General features: G+C 37.5%; 25 protein-coding genes. 19 read left to right on the plus strand and 6 right to left on the minus strand.

Going from position 1 to position 23,522, the window contains the following annotated elements:
- Positions 1–171: 171 nt before the first annotated feature.
- Entirely contained in the window at positions 172–588 is a 417-nt protein-coding gene (locus L1272_RS17055) for a VF530 family DNA-binding protein (RefSeq protein WP_235373921.1), read from the minus strand.
- A gap of 183 nt (positions 589–771) precedes the next feature.
- Here L1272_RS17055 and L1272_RS17060 point away from each other — a divergent pair, with 183 nt between their 5' ends.
- Positions 772–1,338 carry a hypothetical protein gene (locus L1272_RS17060; RefSeq protein ID WP_054553816.1) on the plus strand — a complete coding sequence of 189 codons (567 nt, stop codon included), beginning with the start codon at positions 772–774 and terminating at the stop codon, positions 1,336–1,338.
- 48 nt (positions 1,339–1,386) lie between these two features.
- On the opposite strand, the gene acuI is transcribed toward L1272_RS17060, so the two are convergent.
- Both acuI and acuR read right to left on the minus strand, forming a co-directional pair.
- Complete coding sequence (gene acuI / locus L1272_RS17065) at positions 1,387–2,376, minus strand: acrylyl-CoA reductase (NADPH) (RefSeq protein ID WP_235373922.1); 990 nt, start codon at positions 2,374–2,376, stop codon at positions 1,387–1,389.
- Positions 2,377–2,437: 61 nt separating this feature from the next.
- Positions 2,438–3,070 carry an acrylate utilization transcriptional regulator AcuR gene (gene acuR, locus L1272_RS17070; RefSeq protein ID WP_054553818.1) on the minus strand — a complete coding sequence of 211 codons (633 nt, stop codon included), beginning with the start codon at positions 3,068–3,070 and terminating at the stop codon, positions 2,438–2,440.
- 373 nt (positions 3,071–3,443) lie between these two features.
- Between acuR and rmf the strand changes: the two genes are divergently transcribed.
- A complete protein-coding gene (gene rmf, locus L1272_RS17075; protein ID WP_235373923.1) occupies positions 3,444–3,614 on the plus strand; it encodes a ribosome modulation factor in 171 nt (56 codons plus the stop codon).
- 64 nt (positions 3,615–3,678) lie between these two features.
- Here rmf and fabA read toward each other — a convergent pair whose 3' ends face one another.
- Positions 3,679–4,194 (minus strand): bifunctional 3-hydroxydecanoyl-ACP dehydratase/trans-2-decenoyl-ACP isomerase, encoded by a 516-nt coding sequence (gene fabA / locus L1272_RS17080; RefSeq protein ID WP_054553819.1) that lies wholly within the window; start codon positions 4,192–4,194, stop codon positions 3,679–3,681.
- Between the two features lie 207 nt (positions 4,195–4,401).
- On the opposite strand from fabA, the gene L1272_RS17085 reads away from it, so the two are divergent.
- The 4 genes from L1272_RS17085 to L1272_RS17100 all read left to right on the plus strand — a co-directional run bounded on the left by L1272_RS17085 (position 4,402) and on the right by L1272_RS17100 (position 7,602).
- Entirely contained in the window at positions 4,402–5,259 is an 858-nt protein-coding gene (locus L1272_RS17085; RefSeq protein WP_235373924.1) for a 6-carboxytetrahydropterin synthase, read from the plus strand.
- Complete coding sequence (locus L1272_RS17090; RefSeq protein WP_235373925.1) at positions 5,252–6,070, plus strand: M23 family metallopeptidase; 819 nt, start codon at positions 5,252–5,254, stop codon at positions 6,068–6,070. Before L1272_RS17085 ends, L1272_RS17090 begins: the two co-directional genes overlap by 8 nt.
- Positions 6,071–6,075: 5 nt before the next feature.
- A complete protein-coding gene (locus tag L1272_RS17095; RefSeq protein ID WP_138602233.1) occupies positions 6,076–6,510 on the plus strand; it encodes an acyl-CoA thioesterase in 435 nt (144 codons plus the stop codon).
- A gap of 180 nt (positions 6,511–6,690) precedes the next feature.
- On the plus strand, positions 6,691–7,602 hold the full coding sequence (locus L1272_RS17100) for an endonuclease/exonuclease/phosphatase family protein (protein WP_235373926.1): 912 nt from the start codon (positions 6,691–6,693) through the stop codon (positions 7,600–7,602).
- Here the strand turns inward: L1272_RS17100 and L1272_RS17105 are convergent.
- Both L1272_RS17105 and L1272_RS17110 read right to left on the minus strand, forming a co-directional pair.
- On the minus strand, positions 7,575–7,979 hold the full coding sequence (locus tag L1272_RS17105) for a response regulator (protein WP_054553824.1): 405 nt from the start codon (positions 7,977–7,979) through the stop codon (positions 7,575–7,577). The genes L1272_RS17100 and L1272_RS17105 overlap by 28 nt on opposite strands.
- Positions 7,979–8,893: a glycosyltransferase family 2 protein gene (locus L1272_RS17110; protein ID WP_187489610.1), complete on the minus strand. Its 915-nt coding sequence runs from the start codon at positions 8,891–8,893 to the stop codon at positions 7,979–7,981. The genes L1272_RS17105 and L1272_RS17110 overlap by 1 nt, the downstream gene beginning before the upstream one ends.
- A 220-nt stretch (positions 8,894–9,113) precedes the next feature.
- Here L1272_RS17110 and L1272_RS17115 point away from each other — a divergent pair, with 220 nt between their 5' ends.
- The 13 genes from L1272_RS17115 to L1272_RS17175 all read left to right on the plus strand — a co-directional run bounded on the left by L1272_RS17115 (position 9,114) and on the right by L1272_RS17175 (position 23,522).
- Positions 9,114–10,265, plus strand: a complete 1,152-nt coding sequence (locus tag L1272_RS17115; protein ID WP_054553826.1) for a glycosyltransferase — start codon at positions 9,114–9,116, stop codon at positions 10,263–10,265.
- A gap of 9 nt (positions 10,266–10,274) precedes the next feature.
- The gene (locus tag L1272_RS17120; protein WP_235373927.1) at positions 10,275–11,690 is read left to right on the plus strand and encodes a lipopolysaccharide biosynthesis protein; all 1,416 of its coding nucleotides are present in this window, start codon (positions 10,275–10,277) and stop codon (positions 11,688–11,690) included.
- Positions 11,674–13,038, plus strand: coding sequence for an O-antigen ligase family protein (locus L1272_RS17125; protein ID WP_054553828.1), 1,365 nt, complete (start codon positions 11,674–11,676; stop codon positions 13,036–13,038). The genes L1272_RS17120 and L1272_RS17125 overlap by 17 nt, the downstream gene beginning before the upstream one ends.
- On the plus strand, positions 13,031–13,741 hold the full coding sequence (locus L1272_RS17130; protein ID WP_235373928.1) for an acyltransferase: 711 nt from the start codon (positions 13,031–13,033) through the stop codon (positions 13,739–13,741). The genes L1272_RS17125 and L1272_RS17130 overlap by 8 nt, the downstream gene beginning before the upstream one ends.
- On the plus strand, positions 13,738–14,862 hold the full coding sequence (locus tag L1272_RS17135; RefSeq protein ID WP_138617708.1) for a glycosyltransferase: 1,125 nt from the start codon (positions 13,738–13,740) through the stop codon (positions 14,860–14,862). The genes L1272_RS17130 and L1272_RS17135 overlap by 4 nt, the downstream gene beginning before the upstream one ends.
- A gap of 153 nt (positions 14,863–15,015) precedes the next feature.
- The gene (locus L1272_RS17140; RefSeq protein WP_054553831.1) at positions 15,016–16,491 is read left to right on the plus strand and encodes a GumC family protein; all 1,476 of its coding nucleotides are present in this window, start codon (positions 15,016–15,018) and stop codon (positions 16,489–16,491) included.
- On the plus strand, positions 16,488–17,564 hold the full coding sequence (locus L1272_RS17145) for a glycosyltransferase (protein ID WP_138602246.1): 1,077 nt from the start codon (positions 16,488–16,490) through the stop codon (positions 17,562–17,564). The genes L1272_RS17140 and L1272_RS17145 overlap by 4 nt, the downstream gene beginning before the upstream one ends.
- A gap of 9 nt (positions 17,565–17,573) precedes the next feature.
- Positions 17,574–18,611: a glycosyltransferase family 2 protein gene (locus L1272_RS17150; protein ID WP_235373929.1), complete on the plus strand. Its 1,038-nt coding sequence runs from the start codon at positions 17,574–17,576 to the stop codon at positions 18,609–18,611.
- Between the two features lie 146 nt (positions 18,612–18,757).
- Positions 18,758–19,408: a sugar transferase gene (locus tag L1272_RS17155; RefSeq protein WP_235373930.1), complete on the plus strand. Its 651-nt coding sequence runs from the start codon at positions 18,758–18,760 to the stop codon at positions 19,406–19,408.
- A gap of 158 nt (positions 19,409–19,566) precedes the next feature.
- Positions 19,567–19,887 (plus strand): STAS domain-containing protein, encoded by a 321-nt coding sequence (locus L1272_RS17160; protein ID WP_138602248.1) that lies wholly within the window; start codon positions 19,567–19,569, stop codon positions 19,885–19,887.
- Positions 19,888–19,895: 8 nt separating this feature from the next.
- Positions 19,896–20,753, plus strand: coding sequence for an OmpA family protein (locus L1272_RS17165; protein ID WP_235373931.1), 858 nt, complete (start codon positions 19,896–19,898; stop codon positions 20,751–20,753).
- A gap of 1 nt (position 20,754) precedes the next feature.
- Positions 20,755–22,821: an SLBB domain-containing protein gene (locus tag L1272_RS17170; protein ID WP_235373932.1), complete on the plus strand. Its 2,067-nt coding sequence runs from the start codon at positions 20,755–20,757 to the stop codon at positions 22,819–22,821.
- Positions 22,818–23,522 carry an AAA family ATPase gene (locus L1272_RS17175; protein WP_054553837.1) on the plus strand — a complete coding sequence of 235 codons (705 nt, stop codon included), beginning with the start codon at positions 22,818–22,820 and terminating at the stop codon, positions 23,520–23,522. The genes L1272_RS17170 and L1272_RS17175 overlap by 4 nt, the downstream gene beginning before the upstream one ends.

Consider the following 23,522-nt stretch of genomic DNA (forward strand, 5'->3'; position numbering starts at 1 on the left):
ACTCTTAGGTTGTTTATCTTACCCGATAGGCTACCAGACAGGCATTATCCAAGGGTGGTAAGAAGGAAACCTAATAAATATCCCTATAAAAGAAAATGCCAGTCAGCTCTTAACTGACTGGCATTACCCAAACAGGCGGCTTATTTCATCTTACAGCTCAAAGCTTAAAAATCAATTACCCCAAGGATTACTCGCACTTGAACGTTGTTTTCTAGCTCGAGCAAGTTGTTTAGCTTCTTTTTTAGCGTGAATGCGTTTGGCGTCGGTAAAACTTAACTCACACGGTTCACCTGGTTTTTGATCAGCAGGGATCACGCGATCGCGTGGCGGTAATTCGTAGTTGATATTGTCTGGGCGTGGTAAGTTTTTAAGACGATACAAATAAAAGTTCTCGACTTTTTCTTGAGCCCATTGGGTTTTACGTAAAAACTTAACCGCAGATTTAACATCTGGATTATTCTTAAAGCAGTTCAACCGCATATAGGCGTGGAGTAATTCCCAGCCATATTGTTCGACAAGCTCTGTTACGACTTGCTCAATACCAACACCTTGTAGCGGGTTATTGCTGAAAATTTCTTTATTACTCATATCATGCTCTTGTTTATTGTTTACGTAATTAGTTAATTATAATTTGAAAGATCTAATTTAGATACCGCTTATCAATTTGATATACGAACCATTTTAAAAGTTTACATGTTTACCTTATATGGGTAATCTATGCGCTTGAATTGGCATGAGGCTAATTTATTAAATTGATTAAGGAATCTATAAATGGGACTTTTTGATAAGATCAAAACACAAGCTAATACAATTGGAACAAATATTAGTGAATCAACCTCTAAACTAACCAGTGATATCTCTACTGCGTCGAAAGAAAAATCAAAGCTTTCAGCGATTAATTCTGAAATTACTTCAATTAACGGGCAACTAAATATTGCTTACCAAGACATTGGTAAAAAGTATGTATCTAATTTAGTCGATAATAAGGGTGAAAATGTTGAAGCTGTTCTAAAAGATACACTCGACAGAATAGAGCCTCTTTTAGAGAAAAAAATAGAGCTTGAGAAAGAAGCAGTAGAAATTGAGAAAAAATTAAAAGATCAGATAATTCTACAAGAAAAAGCAATTTTTCAACGTGAGTTTGATGAAGAAAAAGAAAAGCTAGAGAAAGCTGTGAAACTGGATGTATTAACAGAAAAAGAGATGCAGGATAAATTAGCTAGAGCTCAGCTTAAATTGGATAATTTTGATAATATTCGTAAAGTTAAAAAACAGTACGATATGCAATTAATTTCAAAGGAAGAACTAAACGAAAAGCTTGCGGCGTTTGGTGTTTAAATTCTTTTTTTTAAAAAGGCTCTAAGGTGTTTAGAGCCTTTAAATCTATTACTTACAATTAACTACTACACGGCCACGTATTTCACCTTTTAATAGGGCTTCTGCATTTGCAACGGCGTCAGAAAGCGGGACTTCTTGTGAAATAGTATCTAGGTACTGCGCCTCAACTAACTCACTTAAACGTTGCCATGCTTCAATTCGGTCAGCTTTAGGGCGCATTACACTATCAATACCCATTAGGCTAATGCCACGAAGGATAAACGGCGCTACCGTTGCCGGAAAGTCCATACCTTGTGCTAAACCACAGGCTGTTACAACACCACCGTATTTAATCGATGCACACACATTTGCAAGGGTGTGGCTACCCACAGAATCAATTGCACCAGCGAATTGCTCTTTTGCCAGTGGTTTACCAGGTGCTGAGAATTCATCGCGAGATAAAACACGTTTTGCGCCTAATTTTTCAAGATGATCTGCTTCGTTCATGCGGCCTGTTGTGGCAACAACATCAAAGCCAAGCTTATTAAGTAAATAGATAGCAAAACTGCCCACGCCGCCATTGGCACCGGTAACAAGAATTTCGCCACTTTGGGGTGTGATACCTTGTTTTTCTAAAGCGATGATACTCAGCATTGCGGTATACCCCGCAGTACCAATTTGCATTGCTTGTTTTGGTGTTAAATTAGCGGGAAGGGGGATAAGCCAATCTGCACTCATAGATGCTTTTGCACTTAAACCACCGAGGTATTTCTCACCAACACCAAAGCCATTTAACAAGACTTTATCACCTACTTTAAATTCATCACTTTTAGACTCAGTCACTGTGCCTGCAAGGTCAATACCTGGGATCATTGGAAATGTTCTTACCACAGGGCCTTTACCCGTAATCGCTAAAGTATCTTTGTAATTCAAAGTGCTGTAGTCAACATCAATATTTACATCGTGCTGGTGGATGCTCTCTACAGGAAAGTCTGTGTATTCGGCACGATAGCCTTGATCATCTTTGTTGATAACTACCGATTTTACTGATGTTGTCATGTTGACTCCTTTTAGACCGATCGTCTTTTAATGGTTAAAATAAAACCGTATTAAAACGGCTTTATAGAATTAAGCGTAAAAATTGTGCTGTATAAAGGGTAAGCGGTTCACTTGATTTATCAAGTTTAGAGCGCATCACTGCGCCTTCCCAGCCAATCCAGAAGAACTCAGCAAGCATTTTACAATCTGATGATTGAGGTATTTGTTTTTGCTGCTTTGCGTCTATCAAGCAGTGTTCAATTAGAGCTTGCCAGCTGGTGTAAGCCTGCTTAATACGTGCAATCATTGCTTCATTAAGGTAGCTGAGCTCTTGGTTTAAATTACCAATTAAGCAGCCGCGATTAAACTCAAACTTTGCCATGCCTTGTTTAGCGTCATTAGCAAACAGTACAATCCTTTCAAGAGGGGTTGTTGCATCGTTTGCTAGGTGGCGTTTTAACTTTGCCTGAAAATAGCTGTCGTAAGCATCTATGAGTGCCAAGCCGAAATCATTTTTACTTTTAAAGTAATGATAAAAAGATCCCTTAGGTACTTGTGCTGATTTTAAGATTAAATCAATGCCGGTTGCGCTAAAGCCTTTTTCAGTTAATACGGCTAACCCTGTATTAATTAGTAGGGCACGCGTATCTGCATTTGAACGCGCTATTTTTGGTGGCCTGCCACGACGGCTCGGCACAGAGTTATTTGTTTCCATGAGCACCATATTAGACCGATCGGTTTTTAATATGCAAGTAATAAATAGACTAAATTGTAATCATCACAAATTTGTCATGATTACAATTTAATTGGGAACTTTGTAGAAATAGGCTAGGTCACAAATATTGAAGCTAAAAGAGCTGTATCGTTTTTAGCTGAATTTAAGTGTATTAATAGATGGTTTTAGTTAAAGAGGTACGACCACCTAGTCATTTAAAATGTTAATTCATTTGAGCATCAGCACGTTAGTTATTGTCAATTTATTTAATTGCTTTTTGCTATTTGAATTTAACAGTTTTATTAACTATTCATTAAATGTAGATGTCAATTTCGCTACATATCTATAAATATAAAAGGTGAGGATATTACCTATGAAGAGACAGAAAAGAGATCGTTTAGAAAGAGCTCATTCTCAAGGTTATAAAGCAGGCTTGGCAGGCCGTTCCAAAGAACAATGCCCTTATCAACAAATAGAACCTAAATCAGAATGGTTAGGCGGCTGGCGAGAAGCCATTGAAAACCGAAATATGTTTAAAACTTAAAATAGGCACCTTATTTACGCAAAAAAGCCCCACTTTGGGGCTTTTTTGTATCTACACATTCATATTAGAATGCAGATGTATCTTGGAAAAGACCTACTTTAAGATCTTTTGCTTCATAGATTACGCGGCCATCTACTTCTACAGTACCATCAGCCATACCCATGAATAATTTACGTTTAATAACACGCTTCATGTCTAAACGATAAGTTACTTTTTTAGCTGTCGGTAAAATTTGACCTGTGAATTTAACTTCACCTACACCAAGTGCACGACCAAGACCTGGACCACCAGACCAACCTAGGAAGAAACCAACTAATTGCCACATAGCATCAAGCCCAAGACAACCAGGCATTACTGGGTCACCTTTAAAGTGACAGTCAAAGAACCAAAGATCAGGGTTGATATCTAGTTCTGCAACGATTTGGCCTTTACCGTGCTCACCACCATCAGCAGTGATAGAGATAATGCGGTCCATCATTAACATGTTGTCACTTGGTAAACGACAGTTGCCTTCACCGAACATTTCACCTTGACCGCAAAGGACCAATTCTTCTTTTGTATAGCTGTTTTTAGGTTCCATAACTCTCATTCATCGCTTAGAAATTGCCCCGTACTTTAGCGTACACTTGTACGCTAAACAACTCGGAGCAGTTAATTATTTGCTATTTTTCGCTTGTTTTATGACCATTTAATTAAACTGTCGCTGATAAAGGGAGATAAAACCGCGCATTGTGAAGTAAAAATCATTATAATTGCTGTGATTCTTTAACCAGTCTAAAGGAAATTTATGATCCTTTTTGTAAACTCACTGACAGTGATTGATTTTTCTTACTTGTGTAATAAACGCGGCGCAGTTGGCGAGAGCTGGATTGTGGATTTAACTCTGCACGGTCAATTAAATGATGAGTCGATGGTGCTTGATTTTGGCTTAGTTAAAAAGCAAATCAAGGGCATTATTGATAACTGTATCGACCATAAACTTGCTGTGCCTGCCACACTAAACGGTTCACTAACACAGCATGCTGAGCACAGCGTGCTAGATTGTCACTTTGGTGATAATTATCACTTAGCTATGAGCGCTCCTAACCAAGCATATTGTTTAATCGATGCTGATGTTGTTGACGAAAAATCAGTAACCGAGTTTTTAATTAAAACAATTATGCCTGAGCTCCCAAACAACATCGAAAAGATTGAACTTAATTTATACCCAGAGCATAGCCAAAGTTTTTATTATCATTACAGCCATGGTCTTAAAAAGCACGATGGTAATTGTCAGCGTATTATTCATGGCCATCGCTCACAAATTGGTATTAGCCTTGATGGTATGGCTATGCCTCGCTTACAAAAAGAGTGGGCAGATAAATGGGAAGACATTTATCTAGCAACAGCTGAAGATGAAATCAATAAATCAGACCTCAAGCATGTAACTGCACAAGAGAACGATGTGTGCTTTGCCTACACATCACAGCAGGGCTATTTTGAAATGGCGATAGACAAATCACGCTGCGACATTTTACCTTGTGATACTACGGTTGAGTGCATTGCAGACTACTTAAGTTCACAAGTTAAAAACCAATACCCTGATTCAGAAGTTAAAATTACAGCTTACGAAGGGGTTGGTAAGGGGTCAATCAGTTATGCGTAAAGGATTACTAATAGCTGCATTTGCAGGATTGTTTTCTTTAACTGCAAGTGCTGTTGAATTAAAAGGACATTTAACTCAAGGCGGTTTAGTAACAGGCCAAATTGATGGCGCTAAAAGTGTTAGCTTCAATGGTGAGCCTCTTAAGCTTTCAACAAATGGTGAGTTTGTGTTTGGCTTTGGTCGTGATGCGAAGACAAATCATAGCCTTACTTGGGTTGATAGTGCGGGTGTAAGCCACGAACAATCAATTGTGATCACTAAGCGTGATTACAAAATTGATAAAATCACCGGTGTAGCAAAAAAATATGTTTCGCCACCTAAAGAAGTGTCTGAGCGTATTAGCCGTGAAGCTGTTGCTGTACGTAAAGCGAGGCAAGTCAATTCTGACTTACGGTACTTTTTAGATCCTGTTTATAAGCCGGCAACGGGGCGCATTTCAGGTGTTTATGGTAGCCAGCGTTACTTTAATGGTGAACCTCGCCGCCCGCACTTTGGTTTAGACATTGCCAATAAAACAGGTAGCCCAGTGTATGCACCAGTAAGCGGCACAGTTGTTTTTGCTGATGCTGACTTATATTACTCTGGTGGTACCCTGATTCTTGACCACGGCCATGGTGTTACCTCTACTTATATTCATTTAAGCAAAATAGATGTAAAAGTAGGGGATGAAATTAAGCGTGGCGATAAAATTGCCGAGATCGGTGCAACCGGTCGCGTAACTGGCCCTCATTTAGACTGGCGTTTTAATTGGAAAAATGAACGCCTTGACCCTGCGCTAATGATGCAAGACACATTAGCTAATAAAAAGTAGAGACTATGACACAACCAATCGATCGTGACGCTATTATTGCAAAGCGTATTGCTGACTCAACAACGTCGGTAACAAAAACTGTTTTTCCTGGCCGCACTAATCACCACAATACTTTATTTGGCGGTGATGCGTTGGCTTGGATGGATGAGGTCGCGTTTATCGCTGCTACACGTTTTTGTCGTAAGCCACTTGTAACTATTTCGTCTGACCGTGTAGATTTTAAAGAAGCCATTCCAGCTGGTACATTTGCAGAGCTAATTTCTAAAGTGGTGCATGTAGGAAACACCAGCCTTAAAGTAGACGTTGAAATCTTTTTAGAAACAATGCACAAAGACGATAAGCATTTAGCTATTTCTGGTAGTTTCACGTTTGTAGCTGTTGATGATAATCACAGGCCAACACCGGTTGTTTGCGATAAAATGATCAACGGTTTCGAATAAAGCACGGCTATACCAATTCGCAATAAAACTTAATTAAGCGAATTGGTGTTAAACTTAAAAAATAAGTACCTGCGGGTATTTATTTTACACATTAAAGAACACATCATACTAAGTTTTGTGTAAATATTATCTCAGCAAAGATTAAGAAATAGGACTATAAGTAATCAGAGGAGGGTGGCTATGCGTTTACTAATTCTGGTTCTTTATGGCGTTCTTTTATTTTTAGCTTTTAATCAATTAGATTCTTATATGCTGGATTTAATCGCAGCGCTAAGAGGTCAGTTAATTTTAGTTAGCTTTTTACCTGTAGGGTTATGCTATTTTTACAGTAAAAAGATGGCATCAAGCTTACTAGTTTTAAGTACAATTTTGACTTTAGTGCACTTTAAACCTTACTCATCTAATCAGAGGGAGGTCGGTGATATGAAGGTTACACAAATAAACCTACAATATAGTAACCCTAACTTACAACAGATTATCTATAACCAAATGATAGAAGAGAAAAATGATATCCTGGTGTTATTAGAATTTAATGATACACAGCGTCATGTTCTTGATAATCTCAACACAGAATATCATTTGTTTGGTTATGCTGAAGTTGAAGGCGCGCCTTTTGGTATAATCGTTATCTCAAAACTTCCGATTATCCAAAAACAAATTAAACGTTTTGATAATCCAAAACTAGGCTATGTAAAACTTAGTTTTTTGCATAATAACATTATGTTAAATAGCCTTGTTTTTCATCCTCCATCACCAAGAGATAGAACTCTATGGACGCAACGCAACTCTGTTTTAAGTAAAGTGCAAAACGAAATTAAAACTTTAGGAGGGAATTGGTTAATTGCAGGGGATTTTAACACGGTTCCATGGTCGCGCTATTTTATTGAAGCTGATAATAATTGCTTTGATCGTAGTGGATTTTATGTAACTTGGCCTTCTAAAATTCAATTTAATGGCTTACCAGTTTTAGGTCTTCCTATTGACCATTGCATTGCAAGTGAGAAAATTAGGCTAACTAATATTAATACTAGTTTCGTTAAAGGTAGCGACCACAGGTCGCTTACCTATGAAGTTAAACTATCTAAACAGTGAAGTTGTCTTAATTTACTATTTTCTATCAATATCTCTACTAACATACTTAATTCAAAATTATCCCAAGGCTTTGCCGTAATCATTGTTGCGACTTTATCTTTGACTGCATGCTTAGATGCTTCCATCTCTGCATAGCCAGTTAATAACATACGCGAACTGTAAGGTTTTACTGCCTTAATTTTCTCAAGTACAGCTAAACCACTCAAAGAAGGCATTAATAGATCACAAATTACCAGGTCAAGCGCATTTTGTTTCGCATATTCAATAGCTGCATAGGGATCACTGTAACAAACTACAGAATAGTTACTAATTAGCAGTCGTTTTAATGAGCGTAAAATTGCCTCATCATCATCAATTATTAATACAGTTTCTTTCATTAGCTTGCACCCAATAAGTGTTTTAGATCATAAAGAACATGTTTAAAATTTCGCTTATGAGGAAATAGCCAAAATGCCTTATTTGAATAAGATAGTGCTTTCGAGTAATTACCTAATTCTCTATAAAACTCACCATAACACTCACTTAAACGTGCTTTTATTTTCTTTAATTCTCCTTTTGTAACCCCGTATTGATTCCTACGTATAATTTCAACCATTGCGGCTAATCGATTTTCTCTATTAGCAGTTATTGAGTTTGCTCGCATCAAGTAGTGCATTGCGCACAAAGAGCTGTAAGCTACATCACCTTGCTTAGCTATTTTTAACCAACAATCCAGATCTGTTGCACTTGTTAATTTGTGATCAAATCCGCCTACGTCAATCAAAGCGGCACGTTTAACCATTACAGATGAAGTGCCAACAATGTTAGTTGTTATCATTTGACTTATTGGATTTTTCAGCAAATGAAATTCTGTGTTCGTTCTATTGCTGTCGAATTCAGGCCAGTAGTCAAAACAGCTGATTATGTCTTCATTTTTTTCATTAAAGTGCATGTAGTCTGTGAAACTTAGTACGCACTCTGGATGCTCGGTATGAAAGGCTAACTGTTTAGCTAGTTTATCTTTTGACCAGTAATCGTCTGCATCTAAAAATGCAACATACTCTGAATTTGCTTGTGTGATGGCCAAGTTTCTTGCTGCCACGACACCTTTCCTATTTTGCGTAAATAAACGTACTTCTTTATTTGTTTTAGCGAGTTGTTGTAAGTAGTCTATGCTTCCGTCAGTAGACCCATCATCAACAATAATAATTTCAAAATTAACATCATTTTGTTGGTAAATACTGTTTATGCATGTCTCTAAATACTTGAGACAATTGTAATTAGGGATGATTACACTAACTTGAGTAGACATAAGATTACTCCAAAAACTTAAACATATTATTCTTGTAGTACGCAATTTAGAAGCCACTTTTATTAGCTCGATATTGGCCATAATTCTCTGATTTTTCTTTTTGTGCGTTGCATTTTGCAATTATTTATAGATTTGACGTCTCAAATTGAGAAAAGTACCCCATAAAAAGCAGGTATGGTTATTGCCCTTGTTTCTACATATATTTTAGTAGGAGCATTTTATGAAACACATCGCTATCTTAGTTCCGAGTTTCCCAGTTGCATCAGAAACATTTGTTGTCACAGAAATTAATGCACTTCTAGATGCTGGACATAAAGTGACGGTATTCACTTTTGAAAAAACCTCTGTGTTGATTAATTTATCAAGTGCAATAGAAGTCAAAGAGATTGAAAAGCCTGACTTTAAAAAAATACTTCCCGCAATGTTTAATGTTGTGAAACTCAGTAAAGCAATAAATACTGCAATCCAGTTTCGCTCGATATCTACACAATCTCTTATTGGCTATGGCTACAAAATCGCTCAGTACCTTAAAGTTGCCAAAATAGATCATTTGCACTGCCATTTTATGCATGGCCCTTTAGCATATGGCATTGTTGCTGCGAAAATGGCAAATATCACTGTCTCTTCGATAGGGCATGGCCATGATGTTTATGTGAATAGTGCCGATTTAAACTCGAAATTAGCTTTATGTGATTTCTCTGTCGCTGTATGTGAAGAAATGGCTATGCAGTTTAAAAAATGCGAAAAAAGTAACGTAAAATTACTTCACTGCGGTATCGATACTACAAAATTTAACCAAACGCCTTCATCATTAAGTGAATCTGTAAGGTTAATTTTTATAGGTAGGCTAGTCGAAAAGAAAGGGCTTCAATTCTTATTACCAGCTCTTAAACATATGCCTAAAGAATTTGGTATTACTTTAGATATCGTTGGCGACGGTCCAATGATCAACGACCTAATGTATATGGCTGAAGAGCTTGGCGTAAGAAAGTCAGTCAGGTTTCTAGGTGAAAAACCTCATGCTTGGGTAAGTGAAAACCTAGTGAATTATTCAGCTTTGATTGCCCCATTTTGTGTCGCTAAAAATGGTGACCGAGATACAGGGCCACTGGTTTTAAAAGAGGCAATGGCATGTGGTTTACCCGTTTTAACAACCACTTTAATGGGTGCGAATGAAATTGTTACGCCTAATGTTGGCATGAAATGTATGCCTAGCAGTATCTCTGGTATTAGCAAGATGCTTTATAAATTTCATCAGTTGTCACCTCATAAACGCTATTTACTCGGCCAAAATGCAAAACAACATGTTAATCAGCACTACAATGCATTTAACCAGGCTAAACAACTATCAAAGTGGGTTGAAGCTTTGTAAGGAACAGTTATGAGTAATCTAAAACAAATAGGTTATTTTGCCGTCGCAGTATTATCAGTAAAAGGACTAGGCTTTTTATTGCTACCAATTAGCACACGATTCCTAAGTCAAGTAGAGTTTGGTCAGTTAAATTTTCTAGTAACTGTTTCTGCGCTGTGTTCGCTTATTTTATCAATAGGCTTACCAGAGCTTTTACTTAAACAACAGTACAATACTCATACTGAAAAACTTGCTCTGTTTCGTGACGCGGTAATAACAACCTTTATATTTAGTTTACTCTTTGCAGGTTGTTCTTTGATTTTTTCTGAGCAAATAGCACATCAGTTACCGGCCAAAGTTGATCCTCTAGATTTAAGGCTATTAATTGTTAACCTTGTACTATCGGCGCTAATTGGTATTCCGTACATTTATTACCGCTTGACTAATAATGCGAGAACATATTGTTATTTATGCATTTCTCATGCTTTAGTCCAAACAACATTAACGATTACCTTACTATTTTTAGGTTTCAGTATCACTGGAGTTATGGTGTCGGGCGTAGTGAGTAGTTTACTTATTGTATGTATTAGCTATTTTGATATTTTAAAGGTTATTAATGTAAGTTATTCAGAGTTTTCTTGGCGAATACAAGGGAAACAGACTGTTTTTATCATTTCTATTGTTATCTCTAGTTTATTTATTTATGCCGGAAACGGCGCTGAAAATTGGTTTATAGTTGCAAACTTTGATGAGACATTGTTAGCGAATTACTACGTGGCGGCGCAGTTTGCAGTATTAACTTCGTTTACGTTTGAGCCTATACGCCTTTGGTGGTTTGCTAAACGTTTTAGCCTAGTTAAAAACAATAAATCTGAATACGAAAGTAAAGCCATTCTCTGTTTGAATGTTGGTTTAGCGCTTTGCGTAGTGATGTCTGTTCTTGCTCCAATCACTTTAAATTTAGTGTTACCTGATAATTACCACGGCAACGAGCACTGGTTAGTATTGTTAATTGTTGTGGTTGCTATTAGGCACCATAGCGATATTTTGAATATTGGTTGTTATACGCATAAGAATGGGATCTCGGTACCCATTATTAATCTTTTAACTGCATTAGTCGGTCTGAGCCTTTTATATCTTCTGGTGCCAATGTTTGCTGTAGAAGGAGCGATTTTATCTTTAATTATTATGCAGAGCTTTAAACTGTTATGTTTTTACTTAACTAGCCAACAGTTTGTTCCACTAACTTTTAAACTATCTTCACTTGCTCCTAGTTGGCTTGCTTTATTGATCATAGCGGGTATTTCGTTTATGCCTGGCAATTTAATTCTACAATTAGGTGTCCTGTTAACGTACATTTTTGTATTTATTAATCAGTACAAGAGCATCATTTTACGAGTTATCAAAAAAACGGTAGAGGAGCGTAAATATGCTCAATTACTATAAGCAAAATCAACTTGTAATAAATGGTATTGTTGTCACCGTACTGGTTATTTCGACTTACTCGCTACTAGGTCCTATCGCCGTTTTTGCTTTATTACTACTTCCTTTTGCAGCGTTTACAGCAGTGAAAGTCAGTGTTGCATTTATTATCTTATTTATTCTTTTTAGTTATTTTAGGCTACACGAAGCATTTCCTGTTTTGATGCCATTAAAAATTCCTAAGCTCTTGGCATTAGCATCTCTTTTAGGGATTGCATGGCATCTATTTATTTCGCAGAAATTAAAGCCTCATTGGCATACAAATCACCTTATATTTTTTGCTTGGTTTATTTGGTTAACTATTTGCGTATTCAGTGCGGCTAACCGTGGTTTAGCGCTTGAGTATTGGTCAGGTGTGTTGATTAAAGTGCTCATAATGGTGTTTGCAATTTCATGGTGGATGACTTCTCTACAACATTTTAATGTTATCCGCATTGGTATTATGATTTCAGGCTCAGCCATCGCGCTTGTAGCCTTAAGTAATAAAATGAATGGGATCGGTCTTGTTGAAGGAACTCGTGTGACTATTTCGCGAGAACTTCGCTCACAACTCGGTGACCCGAATGATTTATCACTTGTCATGATGTTCCCAGTGTCTTTTCTTGCAGCTGAAGTTTTTGATAGTAGCGCCCATAAAATAAGACGTTTTATAGCACTCATCTGTCTAATAGTTGCGATTAGTGGCGTTATTGCTACTCAAAGTCGTGGGGGATTACTGGGGATTGCAGCAGTATTAAGCTTTTTTATCTATCAAAAAATTAAAAATCCAATCATTGTTGGTTGTATAGGTGCTGTCGGAATGCTCGCGATGATTGTTTTTGCAGGGATATCAGATAGACAAAGTGGTGGTGCTCATGAAGATGGTGTCGATGAGTCTGCAATGGGCCGTATCTATGCTTGGCATGCGGCAATTAACATGGCGCTGTCTAATCCATTGACTGGGGTAGGTGTAAATAATTTTGTCGCGAATTATTTTTTCTATAGTCCACATTGGGATGGCAAGAATCATGCAGTACACAGTACATGGTTTCAAGTACTTGGCGAAACAGGCATTGTTGGGATGTTCATATTCATTGCCCTGATCACATGTATTTACCGAAGTTTAAACCGTGTTTTCTTGATAAATAAACAGCTTAACGATGAAAAAATAGCAGTGAATGCGAAAGCACTTAAAGGCGGGTTGATAGGCTTTATGGTGTCAGGAACCTTTTTAACTCAAGCTTTTACTTGGCCTATATACATCATCTTGGCGTTAACTATTGCTCTTGAAAAGCTTGTTATAGATAAACAAAAGGAAAGGCATTATGACTGAGAATTTAAAACAGTGGTTAAAATCAAGTGACAGTCCTTTTGCAAAGTCACTTTTTCAAATTGCAAAACTCATTCGCAATCCGCAAATGTTTGTAATACCAGGTTTCCATACATGCCTATACAAACTGCATTTACTTGTTAAAACAATTTTCAGTGAACTATTGCGTATCTTCTATTTTACGCCAATTTTTAAAAGCCAAATTAAAGGTTCAAAACGCAATTTATATCTTTATTCTGGTATGCCACAAATTTTAGGGCAGATAGATATAACGTGCCAAGATAATTCTCGTATTAGTGGTATTAGCACTTTTTGTGGTCGTAGTCATGGGTTAAACAAATCGCAACTTATCATTGGTAATAATGTCGATATTGGTTGGCAAAACTCATTCTCTGTGGCTGGTAAAATTGTTCTGCAAGATGATGTTAGGCTTGCTGGACGGGTTTTTTTAGCTGGTTTTCCAGGCCACCCTTTAAACTCGCAAAGGCGCGCTTTAGGTGAGCCTGATGATGATTCGCAAGTCGGAGACATCATTATAGAGCAAGGGGCTTGGGTTGGAACGGGGGCGACAATCCTTGCTGGCGTAACAGTAGGAAAAGGCGCAATAGTTGCAGCAAGTAGTGTTGTTACAAAAGATGTACCTGCAAATACGATCGTGGCTGGAAACCCTGCGAAAGTTGTTAAGAAGCTGGAGTCAGAGTCATGAAATTTATCGTTTTTGGTGAAGATTGGCAAAGCCATCCAAGCAGTACTCAACATATCTTTAAAGAATTAGCGAAAAGCCATGATATTGTATGGATAAATTCAATCGGTATGCGAAAGCCAACAATAAAGTTGCTTGATGTAAAGAGAGTTTTTTACAAACTAAAATCCTTAGTGTTGAAAAAGAGGCATACTGAAGAATCTGCAGACAATCACAGTAAGCTTAAAGATCATACTTTGCCGATTTTACCTTGGCATGACAATAAGCTTGTAAAAGCTTTTAATAAATGGATTTTTAATAAAAAGTCTTTTGTTGATAATGAACCTATCATCTATTGGGTTAGTGTACCTACTGCCATATACCTTATTAATTTACGTCCCATAGACAAGATCGTTTATTATTGTGGCGATGACTTTTCGGCCTTAGCGGGTGTTGATCATTTAATGGTTGCTCCACTAGAGAGAGAGCTTATTCTTAAAGCCGACCTCATTTATGTAGTAAGTGAATTTCTTTCTAGCAAAATGCCAAAGCATAAAGTTAAGCTGTTATCTCATGGTGTTGACTTTGATTTATTTAATAATAAAAAGCAGAAGGCAGTTGAACTTAGTAATATAAATAAACCGGTTATTGGCTTTTATGGTTCTTTAAATGCGTGGCTCGACAAAGAACTTTTGCAAAAACTGGCACTTGAACGGCCTCAATACCAAATAATGTTAATTGGTAACATTATTGAAGACTTTGATTCATTATTATCCCTTAACAATGTGTCCCATGTACCCGCAGTAGAGCACCATAAACTTGCTACTTTTTCTCAACATTGGCATGTCTCGATTCTCCCATTTGTTGATAATGCGCAAATTAGAGCATGCGATCCGCTTAAACTTAAGGAGTATCTAGCGACAGGAACCCCCATTGTTTCAACTAATTTTGCTGCAGTGAGACCCTATCAAGAGGCTGTGCTGATCGCAGACTCTATGAATGCCTTCATTGAGCGTGTGGACTATGCCATTAGCATAAGCGATGAGCAAAAGCTTAATTGGCGACAAACTCAAGCTGAATACGCAAAAAATCACAGTTGGCAAGTTAAGGCGCTACAAATAAGTGATGAGCTAGGGCTTGGTTAACTTCATCTATTAAAAGCTGCATTAACGCAGCTTTTTTTATTTTTGGAACAAGATCTGCAACAGAATAACTAATTGAAATTATCGCAATTTATTTTTTTCAAAATGCAAATATAACTGCATTTTTTTGCAAATTGCAAAGCAATAGGTAACTCCATGTTAGTTAAAGAGCAGATCAAACGATTAATATATTTAGGGCTTTATGCGCTTTACACGCGTATTAAGCTTTTTATTATTCCGTTTTGCATTGTGCCTCTTGTTGTTATTTTCATGGGGCTGACTGCTCAAAAACAATATACCAACCACGCAACCATTTTGATTGAAGAATCTGCACTTTTAAATCCGTACTTAGATGATCTGTCTTTTTCATTTCAGTTATCAGATCGTATGGCAGCACTTAGAACTTTAGTTATAAGCAGAAAAGTACTTATTGCTGTCGCAAAGGAAACTAATTTAATCGCAGAAGATGCAACGCCAAAACAAGTTGAAGAAATTCATCAAAAGCTCTCTAAAGCTCTCTCTTTGTCATTAATAGGCGATGAATTAGTGCGTATAAACTTTATATGGCACGACCAAAGTCAAATGAAACCTGTACTTGAAAAAGTGGTAGAGAAATTTATTGAACGCTTACTTGCGCCAACTAAAGCCTCTTTAGATACGTCAGAACAATTTTTCTTTCAACAACTTGAAGGGTTACGCCAAGAGTTAGAAGTATCTGAAGAATCTCTTGCTAAATTTAAAAGCCAAAATAGCAATACATTACCAACGGTTTTACATAGCAACCGCGAAACATTCGATAAATTATTATCGGAAAAACAGCAGAAATTAATTGCTCTTTCTGGTGCTAAAGCAAAGCTCAATGCACTAAAAAATAAAGTAGGGCAAGCTAATCCAATCCTAGGGAAGTTAGAAGAAAAAATTATTCGTACAGAATCTGAATTAAGTCTACTGCGCACTCGTTATACAGATAAGCACAGTAAAGTTATTGAAAAAACACGTACTTTAAAAAACTTAAAAGCGCGTCAGCAGTCATTACTTGAATCAAGCGAAGATTTAGATACCTCGAATTTAGATCAACTTTGGCAAATGGTTAATACCTTGCCTTCGGGTGAAAATAAAGAATCCAGTGTATTGGTTTCTCAGCTGCTTGCCTTAGAAGAGGCTAAAAATAACCTGCTTCAACAGGAACAAGAATTTGCAATGCTAGAAGAACAGGTAAAAGAGGTAAGCGAGAGATTATTAATTACCAGCGATGTAGAAAAACAGCTAAGAAAATTAGAACGAGATTACGAAGTTAAACAATCGTTGTACAAAGATATGTTAAGCCGATACGAAATGGCAAAAGTAACAGGAAAACTTGTTAAATATGAAGGCCCAGACAAAGTAAAAACAATTGAACGCGCCTATAGCCCAACGCAACCAATCAATACCTCTTTAGTCATGACAATCGTGATTGGAGTTGTGCTTGGAATGTTTACAGGTGGAGCAAGTGTATTTGTTGCTTCACTTTGCGACAGCCATCTAAAAGATATTCAAACTATTGAAAAGCTTAGTAATGCACACGTAGTAACTGTCCTGCCAATTATAAACAGCAGTGCATCTAACAAGCATATTGAAGGAGAACCTTTATGAAGGTAATGCACTTAGTACAGCATTTAGAAGTTGGCGGCCTAGAAAAAATGGCAATTACGCTATTAAAGAATAGTCAATATAGCCAAACAACCATCATCGTCTCGTTAGAAGGTGATAAGGAGTCAGCAATCAAACAATGGCCGGAACTTAGCAATTATAAAAGCAGTGTTTTTTGTTTAAATAAAGCACCTGGCTTTAAAGGTTCGGTTATAAAAAAATTAAAGGCGCTTATAAAAGAGCAGCAAATAGATATTATTCATAGTCATCATATAGGTCCATTACTGTACGCTGGTATTGTGTGTTCATTAACAACTAAGCGTATTCGCCATGTTTCGACTATTCATGATGCTTGGTATTTAAACAATATTAAGCAACGTTTCTTCACCAGAGCTCTTAACTTATTAACACATATTCATTGGGTAGCAGATGCAAACATCGTAGCCAATGAGTTTCAATCAAAAACGTCAATCATACCTCAACAGACAATTTTAAATGGTATTGATTGCGAGCAATTTAAAGCAATAGATAAATCATGTGCACGCCAGCAGTTAAACTTACCAGAAAATGTTCAGTTGATCGGGTGTGCAGCCCGACTAATTGAAGGTAAAGGGCATAAAGACTTAATACATGCTCTCATTTATTTGCCTGAGAATTATCACCTTGTATTTGCAGGCGATGGTGACCAGAGAGATTTACTCCACAAAGCTGTTGAAAGCTATGATTTAAAATCGCGAGTACATTTCTTAGGAAACATACACGACATGAGAGTTTTTTACTCTAGCATCGATGTTATGTGTCTCTACTCGAAACGAGAAGGTCTGCCCCTGTCTATCATTGAAGCGATGGCATGTGGAGTACCTATTGTCGCATCTGATGTAGGTGGTATTCACGAAGTTGTAACTGATAAAGAGGGGGAGTTGATTGCAGCAAATAACTACAAGCTAATTGCCCCTGCAATATTACGTACTTTGCAATTACCAAACGGAAATCCTATTCGTCATCATGCTATTGCTGTTGCTGATGCACGGACCATGAGCAGTCAATATGACAATTTATACACAGCGTTAGCGTGATGGGAGGCTATGATGACAATTTTCAGTATCGTATTTTTAGTATTAGTATTCGTTGCAATTTACCACCATGTTGGATATCCAATCATGGTTAATTGGGCTGCAAAAAGTCACAAATCTAAACACAAAAATAGCAAGGCTGACCCTAAAACCTATCAGCCAAATATTGGTATTTTAATGTGCGCGTATAACGAACAAGACCACATAGCAGAAAAGTTACATAACTTAGCCTCATTGTTATATGACAATGATCATTACAGCATACATGTCTATTTTGATGGTTGCACAGATGCGACGGTAAACAGAGCTTATGAGGCTCAACGTGTTTTATTGAGCCATGGTGTGCAATGTTTTTTCCATGTCAGGGAAGAGAACAAAGGTAAAGTGCATGGATTAAATACATTAATGGGGTTAGCAAAATTTCAAAATGATATTTTATTGTTCACTGACGTGAGCGCGCTATTGAGCATTGATGCTTTAAATAAGGTCGCCGATAAATTTAGTAATCCAAAAGTTGCAATTTCTACGGGAGTGTACACACTTGATGATAGGGCTCCAGATGCACAAAAAGCATATTGGAAGTATCAAAATCAAGTAAAACTATCTGAGTCCGAGCTAGGTGCAGTAATTGGTGTGCCTGGTGCCATGTTTGCGATGCGTTCAACATCGGCAATAGAGCTTGATGATAACACTATTAATGATGACTTTATTTTATCTATGAATGCGCTTGCACAAGGTGGTAAGGCAGTATTAGATGAAGACGTTGTTATTTATGAGCGTGAATGCGATTTACAACAAGAAGACTACAAACGTCGTATCCGCCTTGGAGCAGGGAATTGGCAACAAATTAAGTCCCTAAAACAGCTTCTAAAGCCTCAACTTGGTTGGACGAGTTTAAACTTTTTTTCGCATAAAGTACTGCGCGGCGTGATGCCGATTATCTTAGCGTGTATCTACTTGTGTATTTTATTCGAAGCTGCATTCATGAAAACCACATGGGCAGTGTTTTTAGCCATAGGTATTTTAAGCTTACACGGTGTTGAGCTGTAAAGAGTGTTTTTAATATTAAAATGCGCGTACCTATTTTAGATAAAATAAACTATATTTTAAACAGTTATTTTCTGTCTTTATATGGAATTATACGCTACGAGCTAGGGTACTTTAATGCTCCTTGGCGACGTGTGAGGGATAACAATGTGAATCGTTCTTCTTATGAGATATCTGGTAAGTCGGTTGTGAAGGTTATAAAGCGTGGCTGTGATGTTATCGGTGCGTTAGTTGCAATCGCTCTCGTTTGGCCAATTTGTTTATTTGCCGCTATCGCAATTAAATTGACTTCTAAAGGCCCGATTATTTTTAGCCAAATTCGTGTCGGTGAAAGCTCAGATGACTTTGTCAAATTATTTAATGTATATAAGTTTCGCTCTATGGTTGTTGATGCTGAATTAAAATCAGGTGCCGTATGGGCGAGTAAGGATGATCCACGAATTACTCCTATTGGCAGATTTATGAGAAAAACGCGTATTGATGAGTTACCGCAATTAATAAACGTTCTTAAAGGGGATATGTCATTAATTGGTCCAAGACCAGAGCGTCCAGTTTTCTATGCAAAATTAGAAAAAAATATCCCCTATTTTTGTCAACGAACTTATGGCGTAAAACCTGGTATTTCGGGTCTTGCCCAAGTAATGAATGGCTACGACGAATCAATAGAAGATGCTCGCAGTAAAATTGGTTGGGATTATGCTTATTCACTTAGTATGTCTACGCCATTAGCATGGCTAAAATTAGAATGCTCAATAATTGTCAAAACGCTAATGGTTGTTTTTACAGGAAAAGGCCAATAGCTTTATGGTCAAAATCAGTTGCATAATGCAAATTAATTCCTATAAATTAATTGCATTATGCACAAAGTAAATAAAAACTTAAAATTATCAATATCTTATATTCTGGCATTTAAGTTGTAACAGTAAGATTAACCAAACCATCTTAAAGGTAGAAAATCATGACTAATACAACTAAATCTGATGCAAATACCACATTCATCACTTTACCAAATGATTTCTCTGGCTTAGCAGTCGATAGCTTCAAAGATCAGTTCGAAACGGTAGCCACGAGTGAACAATCTAATGTGGTTCTTGATTTTAGTGACACCACCTTCATCGACTCCTCAGGTATTGGTGCCATGGTATTTTTATATAAACGAATTGAGAAAAAAGGCCAAAAGCTTTCTTTACTGAACGTTTCAGGTCAACCACATAAATTAATGAGTTTACTAAGAGTAGATAAAACCATCCCATTCATTGAGCAAGCTGACATCGCGTGAGGTGAGTTATGAAGCACATACTAATAACAGTTTTACTGATTATAATTGGCGGATGTGCTTCTTGGCCTGATGAAGGACAAGGAGGCTGGGCCGAAAAATACCAAAATTACCCATTAACCGATGAACAAAATGAGCTTATTTACGATACACCAGAAACCGTGGTTTTGAGTGAGTTTGAACATCACGTTTTGAAATTAGATTTGTTGAAAGCTCAAGGCATCAAACAATGTATGCCCGCTCAATTGCTTAAAGCTCAAATTTATGAAAATCGTATACGTCGTTTAATCGCAGCCCAAATGTGGGAAGACGCAGAGCATGATCTTTTGATCCATTACCACGGCCTAAACCAGTTATCAAAACACTTTGAAACAGTTAATGCGATGACGCAATGTGCTGGCCCAACGGAAAATGAGCAGGTGATGACTGCATCATTGAAAGAGCAGATCACTGAGCTGCTAAATAGTGACAATCAATTCTCTTTTAATGACTTTCAAGTAACACCTAAATACATCTCTCGATTATCACAAGCGGCTGACTTAATAAAACAAGTAGATAAAATCAATTTATTACTAGTAGGGCATACAGATATTAGCGGGCAACAAACCAATAACTATGAATTAGCATTGAAACGTGCAGAGACGGTTAAACATTGGTTAGGAATTTACGGGGTTAATCCAGCTACGATTACAACGCTCACACAAGGTAGTTTATCACCTTATAGCAATGAGCCCGACTCAAATGCTAAACGCCACTCAGATAGACGTGTAGAAGCGATAGTTATTGATATTACTGACAAAGATACGAACAAAAAAGTACATGCATTATCCAGTTGGACCAAAGTTTTAAATGGTCCTAAGGGGCAATAATATGAAACAATTAATTTTAATATGCTTACTTATGTTCTCAACACTCGCTGTTGCAGAGCAAGTTCAAGTCGGAAACAAAATATATTTATACTTACCGGGTGAAGTAGAGTTCGATGAACCATTTGAAGTTGCCAAAGATGGCACCATCACTTTACCTGAGCTTGGTAAGTTTAAAGTAACTGGCGCTGAACTTGCTGAAATTGAACAGCAACTACGTGCTGCATTAAGCGAAGTCTATGTTGCGATGGATGATTTTTATGTCGAAATTCGTTCTAGAGATATTTTTATTAATGTTATGGGTTATGTGAACGACCCATCTCAAGTCAGTATTCCCCGTGATGGTAATATCCAAATGGTCATTGCACGTGCAGGTGGCTTGAAACCAGGGGCACAGCTAGACAGACTACAAATTCGTCGCGGTAACGATGTAATAGAATTCAATTACAAAGCCTATTTAGATTCAGGCAACATTGACTTATTACCCCAATTACAAAGTGCCGACACAGTATTCGTACCTGTATCACCACTATTAGGCAATGTACAAATCGATTTTGATGCGCAAACATTAAGTGCATCCGGTGATGCCAGCGATAATAGTGCAATCACCTTACTTGGTGAAGTCCACAATCCAGGTAGTTTTTCATTCAAAGAAAATATGAGTGTATTAGATGCATTGATGCGAGCTGAAGGCGTAACTCGCTACGCAGATGTAACCAAAATTCGCGTTATCGTAGACAAAACACCTGTTGTTTTTGACCTAAAAGCGTATTTGGATAAACCTAACAACGATACAATGCCTGCACTAAAAGCTGGTTCTACGATTTACGTGCCTATCATGGTTGATGATGTAAACACTACATCACGTACCGTCTACATCATGGGTGAAGTACAAAAGCCGGGCGCTTATGAGGCCGGTGATAGTACCAGCTTTTTAGATATTCTTGCGAATGCCGGCGGGCCGACTCGCTTTGCAGAAACTCGCCAGATTAAGATTTTAACGCCATCGGGCGAAAGTATTTTATTCGATCTGCAAGGCTACAGTGAAGGAATTGTGACTGTAAAAGTGCCTAACTTAAACCCAGGAGATGTGATTTTTGTTCCAGAAAAGACTGACCAAAATGAAAAAAGTTGGTTGAAAGTGCCACCAAAACGCGCAATTAAAATTATCGGCGCAATCCAATCACCGGGCCGTTATGAATGGAGTCCCGAAATGGATTTCACAGATTTACTTGCGCATGCAGGCGGGCCAACTAAAGGCGCAAATATCAATGATATAAAGATCGTTCGTAACGGTGAAGTCACTAAACGTTTCGATTTAGAGCAGTATACAATTAATGATGCAGGAAACTATGAATTACCCAACTTGATTGCTGGCGACACTATCATTGTTGAGGAACTGCCAGTTGATCCTGCTGATAATAAATCGCAATGGATCCGCCAAGAATCAAGTAAATCTATTTATATAATGGGGCAAGTTGGTTCTCCAGGCCGCTATGCATTTAATACTAATATGCATTTTATTGATATTTTAGCCGCGGCTGATGGTCCTACAGATAATGCAGATTTACGTAATATTCGTATTACCCATCGTAATGGAAACACTGCAAAGGTTAGTAAGTTAAACCTCGCACTTTATTTTGAAACAGGCGATGAAACACTCTTTCCACACGTTTTACCAGGCGATACCATCTACATTCCTGAAAAAGATAAAGATTGGTTACGTACCCCTAAAGAGCAAGTAGTGCGTATTATGGGGGCTGTTGAAAAGCCTGGTCGTTACAGCTTTGATGACACTATGACGGTACTTGACGTACTAGCAGAAGCAGGCGGTCCATCAAGCTCTGCACTCATAGACAAAATTGTGGTGGTTAATCATTCATGCTGTAAAGAGCAGTCTCGTGTATTTGATTTAGAAGAGTTTGTTAAGAATCCGAATTCAGCGTATATCCCTGTGTTACGTGCCGGCGATACGCTTTATGTGCCAGATAAAGGTCAGGATTTAATTAGCCAATTTAAATCTAACTTTCTCGACTTCATAACAGTAATCGCTTTAGTGGTGGGCCTATGAAAATGATACCTTCTCAATACCAAGAGCTTGAAGCAGTTTGTAATGAAATTGATAACCTTAAAGCTCGCTGTATTTGTTTTATATCTTTAACAGGAAGTGAGGGGTCAACTTCCTTATGTACTAGCGTTGCAACAAGACTATGCAATCAATCAAAAAAAGTTTTGATCATTGATTTGAACCCAATTTCGCCTTTTAAACTTGATCAGAACCAAAGTACTGACGTTGGGCCATGGTGCTTTAGTGATATAAGTTGTCAATTAAATATTATTAGCACAGATCACGTTGATATTTTAACTATGCAGCATCTAAATGAGCTGGAATCAGTTAAAAACAAATCCATCCTAAACGATGCAATTGAACGAATAAAACAAGAATATGACTATGTGTTTATTGATATGAGCCCAGCACTTAAGTGTAATCGAGGCAATGTACCATTACATGCGCTAAGCTTATGTACTGACATGACATTTTTGACTGTTTCATTAGGTTTAAATGATGAAGAAGCGCTGTGCCATGGCATTACAAATCTAGAGCAAGCAGGATTGACTGAGATTAAAATTGTAGTCGCACAGCATAACTTTGCTCCACTGGGTACACGTTTGATTGAGTCACTTAAAACGCGCCAACATAAATGGCCTAAACTTTCTAATTACCTAATAAATAAAATAATTAAACAACGTTGGTTGTTTACTGCATATTGA

The organism is Pseudoalteromonas sp. PAST1 (genome assembly GCF_021532515.1).
In the GTDB taxonomy this organism is placed as follows: Bacteria; Pseudomonadota; Gammaproteobacteria; order Enterobacterales; family Alteromonadaceae; genus Pseudoalteromonas; species Pseudoalteromonas simplex.

Excerpts from the sequence above, each read along its gene's own strand:
- L1272_RS17055 (WP_235373921.1), bottom strand. The coding sequence starts at position 588 with ATGAGTAATAAAGAAATTTTCAGCAATAACCCGCTACAAGGTGTTGGT.
- L1272_RS17060 (WP_054553816.1), top strand. The coding sequence starts at position 772 with ATGGGACTTTTTGATAAGATCAAAACACAAGCTAATACAATTGGAACA.
- acuI (WP_235373922.1), bottom strand. The coding sequence starts at position 2,376 with ATGACAACATCAGTAAAATCGGTAGTTATCAACAAAGATGATCAAGGC.
- acuR (WP_054553818.1), bottom strand. The coding sequence starts at position 3,070 with ATGGAAACAAATAACTCTGTGCCGAGCCGTCGTGGCAGGCCACCAAAA.
- rmf (WP_235373923.1), top strand. The coding sequence starts at position 3,444 with ATGAAGAGACAGAAAAGAGATCGTTTAGAAAGAGCTCATTCTCAAGGT.
- fabA (WP_054553819.1), bottom strand. The coding sequence starts at position 4,194 with ATGGAACCTAAAAACAGCTATACAAAAGAAGAATTGGTCCTTTGCGGT.
- L1272_RS17085 (WP_235373924.1), top strand. The coding sequence starts at position 4,402 with ATGATCCTTTTTGTAAACTCACTGACAGTGATTGATTTTTCTTACTTG.
- L1272_RS17090 (WP_235373925.1), top strand. The coding sequence starts at position 5,252 with ATGCGTAAAGGATTACTAATAGCTGCATTTGCAGGATTGTTTTCTTTA.
- L1272_RS17095 (WP_138602233.1), top strand. The coding sequence starts at position 6,076 with ATGACACAACCAATCGATCGTGACGCTATTATTGCAAAGCGTATTGCT.
- L1272_RS17100 (WP_235373926.1), top strand. The coding sequence starts at position 6,691 with ATGCGTTTACTAATTCTGGTTCTTTATGGCGTTCTTTTATTTTTAGCT.
- L1272_RS17105 (WP_054553824.1), bottom strand. The coding sequence starts at position 7,979 with ATGAAAGAAACTGTATTAATAATTGATGATGATGAGGCAATTTTACGC.
- L1272_RS17110 (WP_187489610.1), bottom strand. The coding sequence starts at position 8,893 with ATGTCTACTCAAGTTAGTGTAATCATCCCTAATTACAATTGTCTCAAG.
- L1272_RS17115 (WP_054553826.1), top strand. The coding sequence starts at position 9,114 with ATGAAACACATCGCTATCTTAGTTCCGAGTTTCCCAGTTGCATCAGAA.
- L1272_RS17120 (WP_235373927.1), top strand. The coding sequence starts at position 10,275 with ATGAGTAATCTAAAACAAATAGGTTATTTTGCCGTCGCAGTATTATCA.
- L1272_RS17125 (WP_054553828.1), top strand. The coding sequence starts at position 11,674 with ATGCTCAATTACTATAAGCAAAATCAACTTGTAATAAATGGTATTGTT.
- L1272_RS17130 (WP_235373928.1), top strand. The coding sequence starts at position 13,031 with ATGACTGAGAATTTAAAACAGTGGTTAAAATCAAGTGACAGTCCTTTT.
- L1272_RS17135 (WP_138617708.1), top strand. The coding sequence starts at position 13,738 with ATGAAATTTATCGTTTTTGGTGAAGATTGGCAAAGCCATCCAAGCAGT.
- L1272_RS17140 (WP_054553831.1), top strand. The coding sequence starts at position 15,016 with ATGTTAGTTAAAGAGCAGATCAAACGATTAATATATTTAGGGCTTTAT.
- L1272_RS17145 (WP_138602246.1), top strand. The coding sequence starts at position 16,488 with ATGAAGGTAATGCACTTAGTACAGCATTTAGAAGTTGGCGGCCTAGAA.
- L1272_RS17150 (WP_235373929.1), top strand. The coding sequence starts at position 17,574 with ATGATGACAATTTTCAGTATCGTATTTTTAGTATTAGTATTCGTTGCA.
- L1272_RS17160 (WP_138602248.1), top strand. The coding sequence starts at position 19,567 with ATGACTAATACAACTAAATCTGATGCAAATACCACATTCATCACTTTA.
- L1272_RS17165 (WP_235373931.1), top strand. The coding sequence starts at position 19,896 with ATGAAGCACATACTAATAACAGTTTTACTGATTATAATTGGCGGATGT.
- L1272_RS17170 (WP_235373932.1), top strand. The coding sequence starts at position 20,755 with ATGAAACAATTAATTTTAATATGCTTACTTATGTTCTCAACACTCGCT.
- L1272_RS17175 (WP_054553837.1), top strand. The coding sequence starts at position 22,818 with ATGAAAATGATACCTTCTCAATACCAAGAGCTTGAAGCAGTTTGTAAT.